We start from the raw sequence: 13,828 nt of genomic DNA, 5'->3' as shown, positions 1-13,828 counted from the left end.
TGCCCGCCATCCGTGCGGGCATTTTTGTTTGACTACCTGGCCCATCTTCATGTTTATTAAAGTCCTCGGTTCCGCCGCTGGCGGTGGTTTCCCCCAGTGGAACTGTAACTGCGCAAACTGTCAGGGTTTGCGCGACGGTACCCTTCAGGCGACCCCTCGCACCCAGTCGTCGATCATCGTCAGCGATAACGGCAAAGAGTGGGTGCTGTGTAACGCCTCCCCCGATATCAGCCAGCAGATTGCCCATACGCCAGAACTGAATAAGAAAGAGGTTCTGCGCGGCACGCATATTGGCGGCATTATTCTCACCGATAGCCAGATTGACCACACCACCGGGCTGCTCAGCCTGCGCGAAGGGTGCCCGCATCAGGTATGGTGTACGCCGGAGGTGCATGAAGATCTTTCCAGCGGATTCCCGATTTTTACCATGCTCCGGCACTGGAACGGTGGCCTGATTCATCACCCGATCGCGCCGCTCACCGCCTTTAGCGTGGAAGCCTGCCCTGATTTGCAGTTTACCGCTGTCCCCATCGCCAGTAACGCACCGCCCTATTCGCCGTGGCGCGACCGCCCGCTGCCGGGGCATAACGTGGCGCTGTTTATCGAAAACCGCCGCAACGGTCAGACGCTGTTCTACGCACCAGGTCTCGGTGAACCCGATGACACCATCCTGCCGTGGCTTAAAAAAGCGGACTGTCTGCTGATTGACGGCACCGTCTGGCAGGACGATGAACTCCAGGCCACTGGCGTCGGGCGCAATACCGGCCGCGACATGGGCCATCTGGCGCTCGGCGATGAACACGGCATGATGGCGCTGCTGGCCTCGCTGCCGGCAAAGCGCAAGATTCTGATCCACATTAATAACACCAACCCGATCCTTAACGAGCAGTCGCCGCAGCGTCACGCCCTTGCGCAGCAGGGAATAGAAGTGAGCTGGGACGGGATGAACATCACGCTTCAGGACTAACTATGCACATTCGCGAAACGCTCTCGCCGCAAGAGTTTGAGCACGCCCTTCGGGCGAAAGGCGCCTACTATCATATTCACCATCCGTACCATATCGCGATGCATAACGGCGAGGCCAGCCGCGAGCAGATCCAGGGCTGGGTGGCGAACCGGTTTTACTACCAGACGACGATCCCGCTGAAAGACGCGGCAATTATGGCGAACTGCCCGGATCCGCACACGCGTCGCAAATGGGTGCAGCGGATCCTCGATCACGACGGCAGCAACGGTCATGACGGCGGTATCGAAGCCTGGCTACAGCTGGGCGAAGCCGTGGGGCTCAGCCGCGAGGACTTAATCAGCGAACGCCACGTGTTGCCCGGCGTCCGTTTCGCCGTCGACGCTTACGTTAACTTCGCCCGCCGCGCCAACTGGCAGGAGGCGGCATGCAGCTCGCTCACCGAACTGTTCGCCCCGCAAATCCATCAGTCGCGTCTCGACAGCTGGCCACAGCACTACCCGTGGATCAAAGAGGAAGGCTATTTTTATTTCCGCAGCCGCCTCAGCCAGGCCAGCCGCGACGTTGAACACGGTCTGGAGCTGGCGAAGCGTTACTGCGATAGCGCGGAAAAGCAGAATCGGATGCTGGAGATCCTTCAGTTCAAACTCGATATCCTGTGGTCGATGCTCGACGCGATGACCATGGCCTACGCGCTACAGCGTCCGCCTTATCACACGGTCACCGACAAAGCGGCCTGGCACACAACCCGACTGGTATAAGCATGCAAAAAAACTCCATCGTCGCCTTTCGTCGCGGCTATCGCCTGCAATGGGAAGCCGCTCAGGACAGCCATGTCATCCTCTATCCGGAAGGCATGGCCAAACTCAATGAGACCGCGGCCGCGATCCTCGAACTGGTCGATGGCCAACGCGACGCGGCGGCCATCATTGCCATACTCAACGAACGGTTCCCGGAAGCCGGCGGCGTGGATGACGACGTCGTAGAATTCCTGCAAATCGCTTATCAACAGAAGTGGATTATTTTCCGTGAGCCAGAATAAACCCGCCGTCAATCCACCGCTGTGGCTGCTGGCGGAGCTGACCTATCGCTGTCCGCTACAGTGTCCTTACTGCTCTAACCCGCTGGACTTCGCCCGGCAGGATCAGGAGCTGACCACCGAACAGTGGATTGAGGTTTTCCGCCAGGCGCGGGCGATGGGCAGCGTGCAGATAGGTTTTTCCGGCGGCGAACCGTTGACGCGTAAAGATCTGCCGGAGCTGATCCGCGCCGCCCGCGATCTCGGTTTTTATACCAACCTGATCACCTCGGGAATTGGCCTGACGGAAAGCAAACTCGACGCGTTCAGCGAGGCCGGTCTGGACCATATCCAGATTAGCTTCCAGGCCAGCGATGAAGTGCTCAACGCTGCGCTGGCGGGGAATAAAAAAGCCTTCCAGCAGAAGCTGGCGATGGCCAAAGCGGTCAAAGCCCGCGATTACCCGATGGTGCTGAATTTCGTCCTGCACCGACATAATATCGATCAGATCGATAAAATCATCGAGCTGTGCATCGAACTGGACGCCGACGATGTCGAACTTGCCACCTGCCAGTTCTACGGTTGGGCGTTCCTTAATCGTCAGGGGCTTCTGCCGACGCGGGAACAGATCGCCCGCGCGGAACGCGTGGTTGCCGAATATCGGCAAAAAATGGCCGCCAGCGGCAATCTGACCAACCTGCTGTTCGTCACCCCCGATTATTACGAAGAGCGGCCAAAAGGTTGTATGGGCGGCTGGGGGTCGATTTTCCTCAGCGTGACCCCGGAAGGCACGGCGCTGCCCTGCCACAGCGCGCGCCAGCTGCCGGTGGATTTCCCGTCGGTGCTTGAGCAGAGTCTGGAATCGATCTGGTATGACTCTTTCGGCTTCAACCGCTATCGCGGGTTTGACTGGATGCCGGAGCCGTGCCGCTCCTGCGATGAAAAGGAGAAGGACTTCGGCGGCTGCCGCTGCCAGGCCTTTATGCTCACCGGGAATGCGGATAACGCCGATCCGGTGTGCAGCAAATCGCCGCATCATCATAAAATCCTCGAGGCGCGACGCGAAGCAGCCTGTAGTGATATGAAGATCGGTCAGCTTCAGTTCCGCAACCGTACCCGTTCTCAGCTTATCTACAAAACCCGGGAACTGTAGATAATGACCACCCGCATCGTGGAACTGGCAGGCGGTTTGCGCGCAACGCTGGTGCATCAGCCGCAGGCGACACGCGCGGCGGCGCTGGCGCGCGTGAGTGCCGGAAGCCATCACGAGCCACCGCGCTTCGCCGGTCTTGCGCATTTGCTTGAGCACCTGCTGTTCCGCGGTAGCCAGCGCTATCAGGGCGATGATCGACTTATGGCCTGGGTCCAGCGCCAGGGCGGCAGCGTCAATGCCACCACGCTGGCACGCCATAGCGCTTTTTTCTTCGATGTCGCCGCCGATAACCTGTCCGACGGCGTCGCGCGGCTGCGGGATATGTTGCAGGCGCCGCTGCTTTCACCGCATGACATACAGCGCGAAGTGGCTGTCATTGATGCGGAAAACCGGCTCATCCAGCAACATGATTCCGCCAGGCGCGAAACGGCGGCGCGCCACGCGATGGAAGAACCTGCGGTTTTTCGCCGTTTTCAGGTGGGTAGCAAGGAGTCTCTCGGGCAGGACCCGGTATCGCTGCAAGCCGCGTTGCGCGACTTTCATCGTCGCTATTATGTGGCCGGACACCTGCAATTGTGGCTGCAAGGGCCGCAAACGCTGGATGTGCTGGCCGAGCTTGCCCATACGTTTGCGTCAGATTTTGCGTCAGGAGGCATGCCTGAAACCGCTCCCCCGTTGCGTCTCAGCGCTGAAGCAGATTATCAGCTGGCGGTAACGGAGCGACCCGCACTGTGGCGTTGTCCGTTAATCCGAAAAAGTGACAACGTCACTTTATTTCGGGAGTTTTTACTGGACGACGCCCCCGGAAGCCTGATTGCCGGGCTACGGGCGCGCGGGCTGGCAGAAGAGGTAGCCCTGAACTGGCTTTATCAGGATGACGATTACGGCTGGCTGGCGCTAACGGTTGATAGCGAACGGCCCGAGGACATTGACCCGCATATTACCCACTGGCTACGGGCGCTACAGCAAACGACGGATGAGCAGCAGCGGCATTATTATCGGCTGGCACAGCAGCGTTTCAGCGCCCTGCCGACGCTGGAGCAGCTGCGCCAGCGGGCATTTGGTTTTGCGCCCGGCGCGGCGCCCGTAGGTTTTTCCGCCTTCTGTGCTGACTTACTGGCGGCGCCAGTCTCGTATCTGGCCTGCAAAAAAATGGAAACCGCTGAAATTATTGCCAGCCAGGGTTTTGCCCTGCCGCTTAGCCATTGGCGTCGCCAGCCGGTTGCAGATGATAGCCCCATCGCGTTTTCCTTCTACCCGCAGACTGCCAGGTATGCTGCGCCAGCCCCGACGTCAGAAGCCGCTCCATTGCTGCATTTGTCGGCGCAGACACAACCGCCGACGCTGATCCTGCGCAGGCCTTTTTATTCGCGCGTGGAACAGGCTCACGGGGTGGCGATGGGCAAGCAGTTACGCCCTCTTCTTGCTGAACTGCGCCATATCGACGGCAGCGGCGAGTGGCAAACGGTTGACGGTAGCTGGCAGCTCACCCTGCGGCTTCCTGACGCCATGGTGACGGCGGAACCCATCATCGGGGCGATAATCGATCGCCTCTCCCACCCCGCTCCTGCTATTACGCCAGCGCCAGAAGGCATTGCCATCCGTGAGCTGCTTCAGCAATTGCCTGAACGTCTGGCATCGGACCCGCCACGGGACGGCTGGCTGGCGGCGTTAGTTGGCGGCAGCGCCGGACACGCGCACGGGTTAGCCCGGCAGCTTGGCCTGCTCCGGACGCCGGTTAACGCTAAGCCGTTGCCGTTAAGCGGTTGTCCCGGCGGGATCGAACACATCCCGCACGCCAGCGCGGATTCGGCGCTGCTGGTGTTTATTCCCCTGCCGCCGGGCGCGTCGCTCGCCGCGCTGCGGATGCTGGCGTTATGCTGCGAACCGCAATTTTTCCAGCGCCTGCGCGTGGAACAGCAGATTGGCTACGTGGTCAGCTGTCGTTATCAGCGTATTGCCGATCGCGATGGCCTGTTGCTGGCGTTACAGTCGCCTGACCGTTCTCCCGTGAACCTGTTGGGTTGCTGCAAACGATTTTTGCGTGAGCTGACGCCGTGCGATGAGGCAGCGTTCAGCGTGTTGCGACAGCAGCTGGCGACGCAGATCCGCTCACCGATGGATGCCAGCGCCACGGCAGTGGCCGCCCTGCGCCAGCGCTATGGTTTGCCGGTGTTAACGCCGCAGGCTATTGATGCCCTGCAACCTGACGAGATAATCGCGCTATGGCGCGAGATGACTCGCCGTCGCCGACGCTGGCGGGTGCTTTTCACGGGCTGACCAGAACCGACGCTTTCTTCCTGTGCGTGGTTTTCAGTCAAAAAAAAGCCCCGTACTACGACGGGGCCGGGCTGCTTATTTCGCTGTTATTTATCCAGCGCGTAGGCAATCACGTAGTCACCACGATCCGGCGACTGGCGTGCACCGCCGGCAGAGATCAGAATGTACTGTTTGCCGGTTTTCGGTGATACATAGCTGACAGGTCCGCCCTGGCTACCCACCGGGAGACGCGCTTTCCACACTTCTTCCCCCGTAGAGGAATCAAAGGCGCGCAGGTAGTAATCCTGGGTTCCCGCAATGAAGACCAGACCGCCCTGCGTGGCCAGCGTACCGCCCAGCGTCGGCATACCGACAGGCATCTGCATACGCATTTTTACCCCAAACGGACCGGTATCCTGAACGGTACCGACCGGCACCTGCCAGACGATTTTCTGCGTTTTCAGGTCAATGGCGGAGAGGGAACCAAACGGTGGTTTCTGGCACGGAATGCCCAGTGGTGACATGAAACGGTTTTTGTTGACCGAATACGGCGTTCCTTTCATCGGAACGGCGCCCATCCCGGCGTTCACGGCTTCACCGCCTGTGTTTGCCACCGCGCTCTGCGGATCTTGTTTAATCAGCTGGACCCACAGACCCAGACGCATGTCGTTGACAAAGATGTACTGGTTGTTCGGATCGGTGGACAAGCTGCCCCAGTTCATTCCCCCCAGCGAGCCCGGGAAGCTCAGGGAAATATCGGTTCCCGGCATCGTGTACAGACCGTCATAACGCATTGATTTGAAGCTGATACGACAGGCCAGCTGGTCAAACGGCGTCGCCCCCCACATATCCGATTCTTTCAGGGTTTCCGCGCCAATCTGCGGCATTCCCACAGAACGCGGCTGCGTTGCCGGGTACTGTTCACGTGGAATATCCGCTGGTTTTACCGGAACCTCTTTCACTTCAGTGAGCGGTTTACCCGTCAGGCGATCAAGAACATAAATTTGCCCCGCTTTGGTGCCCACCACCACCGCGGGCTTGTTGCCCTCTTTCGTCGGGAAATCAACCAGGCTCGGCTGCATCGGGATATCGAAATCCCAGAGGTCGTTATGCACGGTCTGGTATACCCACTTCTCTTTCCCGGTAGTCGCATCCAGCGCGAGGATTGAGGTGGCGTATTTATGATCTTCCGGAATACGGTCAGCGCCCCACAGGTCGACAGAGGAACTTCCCATCGGGATAAACACGGTATTCATCGACGCATCCCAGGACATAGGGGCCCAGGAGTTTGCAGAGCTACGTTTGTAGTGTTCGCCCGGCTTCAGAACATAGTTCGGATCCGGATTACGCGGGTCGAACGCCCAGCGCAGCTGGCCGGTGATCACGTCATAACCACGTATAACGCCTCCCGGCATATCGGTGCTGACGTTATCCGCAACGCGGCCGCCAACGACAACCGTCGTACCCGCCAGCGTCGGGGCCGACGTCAGCACGTAGGTGGGATCTGACGCGTCGCCCATCCCTTCATGCAGATTAACGCTGCCGTTAGTACCGAAGTCCGGGCAGAACTTGCCGTTATCGGCGTCTAACGCGATCAGCTTACCGTCGATGGTGTTCATCAGGATACGGCGCTGGCATGCAGCGCCCGGTGCGACCTGCGCTGGCAGAACCGGCGTGGAGCCGGCTACCGTTGGCTGCGCCAGCGGTTTAGTGGCATCAAAGTACGCCAGGCCACGGCAGCGCATCCAGATTGCAGACTTGGCGTTGATTTCCGCTTTCCAGATCTCTTTCCCGCTATCGGCATCCACGGCGATCACGTTGTTATGCGGCGTACAGAGGAAGACACGATCGCCAACCTGTAGCGGCGTTTGCTGATCTTCTGCGCCATTGCCGTCCGGACTTTCCGGTACGTCACCGGTATGGTAGGTCCAGACCGGTTTCAGGTTTTTCACGTTGTCACGGGTTATCTGGTCCAGCGCCACAAAGCGACTACCGCCAGCCGTATTACCGTAGTGATCCCAGTTCTGCTGTTTCGCATCATCTTTTACCGGCACCAGCGGGCGTTTTTCACCGCTAAACGGCACGGTCGGATGGGGTTGAAACATCTGAACAAAGGTGACGCCCATGGCGACAATAAGGACCGCGCAGACCCCCAGGGCCCCTTTTGCGCAGGACGGTTTTCCTTCACGTTTACGCAATGCAGGCCAGGTGGCGGCTGCCAGCACCATCAGCCCGGCGGGTACCATTAAACGGGAAACCAGCGGCCAGAAGTCGAGCCCGGCATCGAAAAATGCCCAAATCAGGGTGCCAAGAAACACCAGGGCAAACAGCCCCACGGCAGAGGACTTGCGGCGGAAGAACTGAATCGCAGAGAGCAGAGTGATAACCCCGGCGATGAGAAAATACCAACTCCCCCCCAGGGAAACCAGTTTAAAACCGCCGATGGCAAAAAAGAGCCCCGTTACAAGAAGTATCACACCCACCAGCAGGCACCACGGGCCTAACCAGCCGGATGGGCGGGGATTATTGTCTGACATAAAAATGAATCTCCTGATTACTTTATAACAGCAGGGTTTTATTGACTGCCACGATGCTAAAACCCTGCATAACATCAATTGTTCGTGTGCGAATCATAAATTAAAATTATAATGTAGACAAAATGTATTCTGTCGGAAGAAAAGAAAATTCACTAAAGTGCAGGAACATAACAAAATAAAAAAATGGGATATCACTCTGTAATTCGCCAATACCAGAATATTTGACCAGTCAGTTCCGGCTTATGCGATGAATATCAGGTTTGCCGACAAGACAGCCCCGATAACGTAAGATTTTTGCATGATGAGAATTAACTTATTGCCTATTAATTAAGCTTCACAAACACGATCAGCTCGCGGATTTCACGATATACGTCACTACACCAAAGATATCGAGCGTATCGTCGCTGCCGACAATAATCGGTGAATAGGCGCTGTTCATGGGGTTGAGTTGAATATTGGGACGCAACTGGAGGCGCTTCACGGTAAATTCGCCCTCTACCGCCGCAATCACGATATCGCCATGCTCAGGCTTGCGGGAACTGTCCACCACCAGCAAATCACCGTTATTGATCCCCCCTTCTATCATCGAGTCACCGGCGGCTTTGACAAAGTAAGTGGAGCTGGGATGGGCGACTAATAACTCGTTTAAATCGATACGCCGCTCTACATAATCCGCTGCCGGGCTGGGGAAGCCGCACTGTACTAAGTCGCTGAAAAGTGGAATAGCAACGATTTCACGCAACTCTGCGGGTCTGAAAAAGATCATGATAAATACCTCCATACTGTTTTTATATACAGTAGTTTTAACTGAGGTATCGATCAAGCCATGTCAGCGTAAGCGGCTGGCTACGCCTTAACCGCTTCGCTTATAACCCCCTATAGCAATGAAGATTATTTGCTTTGTAAATTTTTACGTATGGGCAAGCTTAACGCGTCATAAAACATCACTATCAAATCACTTACTAATGACTTCTAAATACACAAAACACAACTTAGCTTCACTGCACAATCACTATCCATTGACTTTCTATTTAGACTGGCGCATATTTTACAGCACAAATTAACAAGACAATTTTTGGAGGACGTTTTCTATGCCCGCCCGTGATTATCCCGATAAGCGTGTTGCTCGCGGTGTCGCAAAGGAGGCCGAACTCAGGATGTTAAGCGCGCGCATCGATCCTGCGCTGATGGAGTACATCCGCATTACTGCGTATGAAACACGGAAAAGTAAGCAGGAAATCGTGGCGGAAGCATTAGCGCTTCACCGCCAAAGAAGTCAGATTGGATCATAAACAGCAAAAGCCCGAAAAATCCTCCGGGCTTTTGCTGCCATCGGGATTACCCCACCAGCGAATTTAACGTCTCCAGCGCCTCAGGCGGCAATACCAGATCGGCTGCCGCCAGGTTTTCACGCAGATGCGCCACCGACGAGGTTCCCGGGATCAAGAGGATATTTGGCGAGCGTTGCAGCAGCCATGCCAGCGCCACCTGCATCGGCGTCGCGCCCAGTGAATCCGCCACCGCCTGTAGTCCGGAAGATTGCAGTGGCGTGAAACCTCCCAGCGGGAAGAACGGCACCCAGGCAATCCCCTGCTGCGCCAGCGAATCGACCAGCGCATCGTCACCGCGATTCACAACGTTGTACATGTTCTGTACGCACACCACGGAAACCATCTTCTGCGCTTCAGCGACCTGCGAAGCGGTGACGTTGCTCAGCCCAATATGGCGAACCAGCCCCTGCTGTTGTAGCTCCGCAAGGGTGCTCAGCGGCGCGGCAATCGAGCCTTCCGCCGGTCCGTGGGTGCTAAACATGATCCGCAGGTTAACCACGTCCAGCACATCCCGCTTCAGGTTACGCAGGTTGTCATGCACCGCCTGCGTCAGCTCCTGCGCGGAAAACGCCGGCAGCCAGGAGGCATCCTCGCCGCGTCGGGCTCCGATCTTGGTCACAATCGTAAGGTCGTCCCGGTACGGATGAAGCGCCTCGCAGATAAGCTGGTTGGTCACATGAGGTCCGTAAAAATCGCTGGTATCAATGTGATTCACACCCGACGCCACCGCTTCACGCAGCACCGCCAGCGCCGCATTTTTGTCTTTTGGCGGACCAAAAACGCCAGGCCCGGCAAGCTGCATCGCGCCATAGCCAAATCGTTTAACCGTACGCGTTCCGAGCGTGAACGTTCCGCTTTTATCTATGCTGCTCATGCTGACCTTCCTCATAAAAAATGATCCGGATTTACAACAGGTTCCGCAACGAAACCATTAGTTAAGCAATAGTAAAATTAAAGTTTAAATTCGCTACGACGATAGTATTGATGTAACCCTGCCTCTTCTCTTACGGATGACCGCCATGCTGAAAAATCTGCACGTGATTACCGGTATTATCTTTGCCCTCACCATATTCTGTCTGCTGCAAGTTGTCACGGGAGGGTTGTTCTACTCTGCCGTTAACAACGATCGTCACAACTTTCAGAACTCCGGGTTACTCAATGCCCAACAGGAGAGCCTGAGCGACAGCGTGAACACGCTGGTGAAAACGCGCGTTACCGTCACCCGCGTGGCGATCCGCTACCTGAAAAACCAGCGCGATCCGGCCTCTCTCGCAGCAATCAACACGCTGTTGGGCACCGCGAACGGTTCGCTGACCAAAGCCGAAGACTATTACAAAAACTGGCAGGCGATTTCGCAGGTGAAGGGCCAGAATGCCGCGCTCACCGAAGAGATGCAGAAAGCCTGGAAGCAAATGCACGAGGTGATGCGCTTGTCCATTGAGTATCTGCGCGCCGATAACTATCAGGCCTATGGCGACCTGGACGCCCAGCAGGCGCAGGATGAGATGGAGGCGGTCTATACCCGCTGGCGCGCTGAAAATAACGTGCTGCTGAAAGCCGCCGCCGAAGAGAATCAGAGCAGCTTTACCCAGATGCAGTGGACGCTGGCGGCGATCTTCCTGACTGTGATCGCCGTGCTGGTGGTGATCTGGCAGGGTTTACAGCACCTGCTCCTGAAACCGCTCAACGCCATCATGAACCATATTCGCACTATCGCGAGCGGCGATCTGACGCAAAATGTCGCGATTACCGGGCGCAACGAGATGGGCCAGCTGGCTGCTGGTCTGCACGAGATGCAGCAGTCGCTGGTGAGCACCGTCAGCGCCGTGCGCGGCAGCACAGATTCTATCTACACGGGCGCAGGAGAAATTGCCGCCGGGAGTAACGACCTTTCCGCGCGAACCGAGCAGCAGGCAGCCTCGCTGGAAGAGACCGCCGCCAGTATGGAAGAGCTGACTGCCACGGTGAAACAGAACTCGGATAACGCCCGTCAGGCGACGCTGCTGGCGAAGAATGCGTCTGAAACCGCCGCTCGCGGCGGTCAGGTGGTGGATAACGTGGTGCGTACCATGAATGACATTGCCGACAGTTCTCAGCAAATTGCGCATATCACCGGCGTTATCGATAGCATTGCCTTCCAGACCAACATTCTGGCGCTCAACGCGGCGGTTGAAGCCGCCCGTGCCGGGGAACAAGGTCGCGGCTTTGCGGTCGTGGCAGGTGAAGTACGGACGCTGGCCAGCCGCAGCGCGCAGGCGGCAAAAGAGATCAAAGGGCTTATCGAGAACTCTGTCAGCCGAGTGAATACCGGCTCGGAACAGGTGAGCGAGGCGGGTGCGACCATGAAAGAGATCGTCGCGGCCGTGACGCGCGTAACCGATATTATGGCTGAGATTTCCTCGGCGTCTGACGAGCAGAGCCGCGGTATAGAGCAGGTCAGCCTGGCGGTCTCGCAGATGGACAGCGTCACGCAGCAAAACGCCGCGCTGGTACAGGAGTCGGCAACGGCGGCGGCAGCGCTGGAAGATCAGTCTGAACAGCTGCGTCAGGCCGTGGCGGCATTCCGGCTGAACGCTCAGGCATCGCTGGCGGCTCGCCCTAAAAACGTGAAAACGCCCGTACTGCTGCGCCCGTCAGCGGCAGGCGCGAATACAGCTGACGCGAACTGGGAAACCTTCTGAGTGACAGGCGGGCATCTCGCCCGCCTTCCTGATTAGCGGCTGCGCTTGGCGTGGCGCTCCCAGTTATCTCGCTTCGCATCCTCTGACTTACGCAACGAGACATAGCATGCTCCGCTGCCGCCGTGATGCGGCTGCGCTTCGCAAAAGGCCTGTACTTCATCGAACTCGGTCAGCCAGCGCGCAAGATAGCTGCGCACCACGTTAGGATGCGACTGCTGTTCACGCCCTTTACCATGCACGATGATCAGGTTGCGTAGCCCGTCACGTCCGGCCTGGCGAATAAAGGAATAGACCAGCTGGCGGCATTGCTCCGCAGGCTGGCGTAACAGCGTTAAGCTGGCCTGACGGGAATATTTGCCGGAACGCAGCTTATCAAATACCCCCTGCTGTACCCCTTCGCGCTGGTACATGAGCGGCTCGGCAAGAGGCAACAGTTCCAGAAACCCCAGCGTCAGAAAGTTATCGAGCTGCTCAGTATCTATTTCCTGACGCGCCCGCGTGTTGCGGCTCTGCTGCCAGTGAATATCCGCGCAGCGTTTGAGCGGCTGGACATCCTCCATGGCGTCAAGAAAAAGTGATTTGTCGTCAGGGTTCATGGAAATCCTCCGGCTACATCTGAGTGATGTACTATACCTGCGCCCGTTGCGGGTCTCAATCATCCAGGCACGGGTTCAAATAATGGCTTAAGGAACAGATAATCGCAGACGCAATAAATTTAATCTAACCTTAACTTAAATTTCAGCCGTAATTAATTAAATAATTTACGTTAAAAAATCGTGAAATCAATCACTCAACGTCCTTCTCTTTTAAGAAAAAGCTGTTATAACTTAATAAACCTGCCCAATGGATAATGCATGTAGGATCCGCGAAAGGACGCACGACTGTGTGTACTGTGGAGTCTGTCTGATGTCGGGCAGACTCTATTTTTTTATTGTTGTTATTTTGATTAAATTAATTTCCTGGCTTCCCTTCGAAACTGCGTGATTAATGATTCGGCAAGCGGTGTCTGGCGAGAATCACGACGCTGAATTAAATAATATGCTGCTTTAGGCAGGGTTTCGACAACCGGCAGCATTATCAGACGGTGCGCCAGAAGCGGATCGCAGCCCAGCTCCTGCGGTAAAATGCTGATGAAATCGCTTTGTGCGACGAGGCTAATACAGGAGGAAAAGGTCTCACAGACAACGCCAATTCGCGGTATTTGAGAGCGATGGTTAAAAGTATCCTGCAACTGCTTATAATAACTTCCCCGGGGCGTAGGCATCGTCCAGTTATATTGCAAAAGCTCATTAATTGAGGTCGCCCCTGTCGCCGGATGCCCTGCCCGACAAAATACAGCAAAAGGCTTTTCGAACAGCTTTTCAAACGTAAATTCGTGATCGTACGGCCCCTGATAATAGGTATTGATGGTAAAGTCCAGCTCACCCTGACGTAATTCATTAATCATCGACACCAGCTGGCCTTCCATAATCCGGACGTTGACCTGAGGATGCTGCGCATGAAAACGCGTAATGACGGCCGGCATCAGGCTGCGTGAAATGCTGGCTCCCATCCCAATATTGATCTGCCCGGCAAGCTCGCCCTGTCGCTGGCGGATGTCATCCTGCGCTGCACGCAGCTCTTCCAGAATCAAATTAGCGCGGTGATAAAACCCTTCCCCGCACTCGGTCAGCGCGACGCCTTTACTCCGGCGCACAAATAGCTGGGCCGCCATACCCTCCTCCAGCTCTTTAATGGATTTGGTCAGCGCGGGCTGCGAAAGATTAAGCGTCCGGCTGGCGCCGCGAATGCTGCCCTGACGCGCCACTTCGACAAACGCCCTGATTTGATGAAATTTAATCTGAAATGACATAACGAGACCGATAACCGTTGTTTATCAGAGTAA

Annotated in this window: 12 protein-coding genes; 7 read left to right on the top strand and 5 right to left on the bottom strand. The window is 56.5% G+C overall.

The features are described 5' to 3' along the window. Window positions 1-49: 49 nt before the first annotated feature. From pqqB to pqqF, 5 genes are read left to right on the top strand one after another with little or no spacing between them, the layout of a single operon-like run. On the top strand, window positions 50-967 hold the full coding sequence (pqqB, locus tag AC4OVU_RS10160) for a pyrroloquinoline quinone biosynthesis protein PqqB (RefSeq protein WP_017384563.1): 918 nt from the start codon (window positions 50-52) through the stop codon (window positions 965-967). Between the two features lie 2 nt (window positions 968-969). Beyond that, window positions 970-1,725 carry a pyrroloquinoline-quinone synthase PqqC gene (gene pqqC / locus AC4OVU_RS10155; RefSeq protein ID WP_003857506.1) on the top strand — a complete coding sequence of 252 codons (756 nt, stop codon included), beginning with the start codon at window positions 970-972 and terminating at the stop codon, window positions 1,723-1,725. A 2-nt stretch (window positions 1,726-1,727) separates the two neighbouring features. Beyond that, entirely contained in the window at window positions 1,728-2,006 is a 279-nt protein-coding gene (gene pqqD, locus AC4OVU_RS10150) for a pyrroloquinoline quinone biosynthesis peptide chaperone PqqD (protein WP_003857508.1), read from the top strand. Beyond that, window positions 1,993-3,135, top strand: coding sequence for a pyrroloquinoline quinone biosynthesis protein PqqE (gene pqqE, locus AC4OVU_RS10145; RefSeq protein ID WP_022651046.1), 1,143 nt, complete (start codon window positions 1,993-1,995; stop codon window positions 3,133-3,135). The genes pqqD and pqqE overlap by 14 nt, the downstream gene beginning before the upstream one ends. Before the next feature lie 3 nt (window positions 3,136-3,138). After that, complete coding sequence (gene pqqF / locus AC4OVU_RS10140) at window positions 3,139-5,415, top strand: pyrroloquinoline quinone biosynthesis protein PqqF (protein ID WP_110293071.1); 2,277 nt, start codon at window positions 3,139-3,141, stop codon at window positions 5,413-5,415. An 86-nt stretch (window positions 5,416-5,501) separates the two neighbouring features. Here pqqF and AC4OVU_RS10135 read toward each other — a convergent pair whose 3' ends face one another. Together AC4OVU_RS10135 and AC4OVU_RS10130 are read right to left on the bottom strand one after the other, a co-directional pair. Further along, the gene (locus AC4OVU_RS10135) at window positions 5,502-7,931 is read right to left on the bottom strand and encodes a glucose/quinate/shikimate family membrane-bound PQQ-dependent dehydrogenase (protein ID WP_045334116.1); all 2,430 of its coding nucleotides are present in this window, start codon (window positions 7,929-7,931) and stop codon (window positions 5,502-5,504) included. 346 nt (window positions 7,932-8,277) lie between these two features. Beyond that, complete coding sequence (locus AC4OVU_RS10130) at window positions 8,278-8,697, bottom strand: translesion error-prone DNA polymerase V autoproteolytic subunit (RefSeq protein ID WP_003857514.1); 420 nt, start codon at window positions 8,695-8,697, stop codon at window positions 8,278-8,280. A 325-nt stretch (window positions 8,698-9,022) separates the two neighbouring features. Here AC4OVU_RS10130 and AC4OVU_RS10125 point away from each other — a divergent pair, with 325 nt between their 5' ends. Further along, window positions 9,023-9,223 carry a hypothetical protein gene (locus AC4OVU_RS10125; protein ID WP_003857516.1) on the top strand — a complete coding sequence of 67 codons (201 nt, stop codon included), beginning with the start codon at window positions 9,023-9,025 and terminating at the stop codon, window positions 9,221-9,223. A gap of 46 nt (window positions 9,224-9,269) precedes the next feature. Here the strand turns inward: AC4OVU_RS10125 and AC4OVU_RS10120 are convergent, their stop codons facing one another. Continuing rightward, complete coding sequence (locus AC4OVU_RS10120; protein ID WP_023296516.1) at window positions 9,270-10,136, bottom strand: aldo/keto reductase family oxidoreductase; 867 nt, start codon at window positions 10,134-10,136, stop codon at window positions 9,270-9,272. A 145-nt stretch (window positions 10,137-10,281) separates the two neighbouring features. Here AC4OVU_RS10120 and tcp point away from each other — a divergent pair, with 145 nt between their 5' ends. Further along, entirely contained in the window at window positions 10,282-11,943 is a 1,662-nt protein-coding gene (gene tcp, locus AC4OVU_RS10115) for a methyl-accepting chemotaxis citrate transducer (protein WP_017384568.1), read from the top strand. A 32-nt stretch (window positions 11,944-11,975) separates the two neighbouring features. On the opposite strand, the gene smrA is transcribed toward tcp, so the two are convergent. After that, window positions 11,976-12,539, bottom strand: a complete 564-nt coding sequence (smrA, locus tag AC4OVU_RS10110; RefSeq protein WP_015570640.1) for a DNA endonuclease SmrA — start codon at window positions 12,537-12,539, stop codon at window positions 11,976-11,978. 350 nt (window positions 12,540-12,889) lie between these two features. After that, complete coding sequence (locus AC4OVU_RS10105) at window positions 12,890-13,795, bottom strand: LysR family transcriptional regulator (RefSeq protein ID WP_003857524.1); 906 nt, start codon at window positions 13,793-13,795, stop codon at window positions 12,890-12,892. Between the last annotated feature and the right edge of the window lie 33 nt (window positions 13,796-13,828).

The organism is Enterobacter sp. 6722112, from assembly GCF_058661685.1.
Note: the sequence above shows the minus strand (reverse complement) of the source record. Positions and strands in the feature narration are given on the sequence as shown.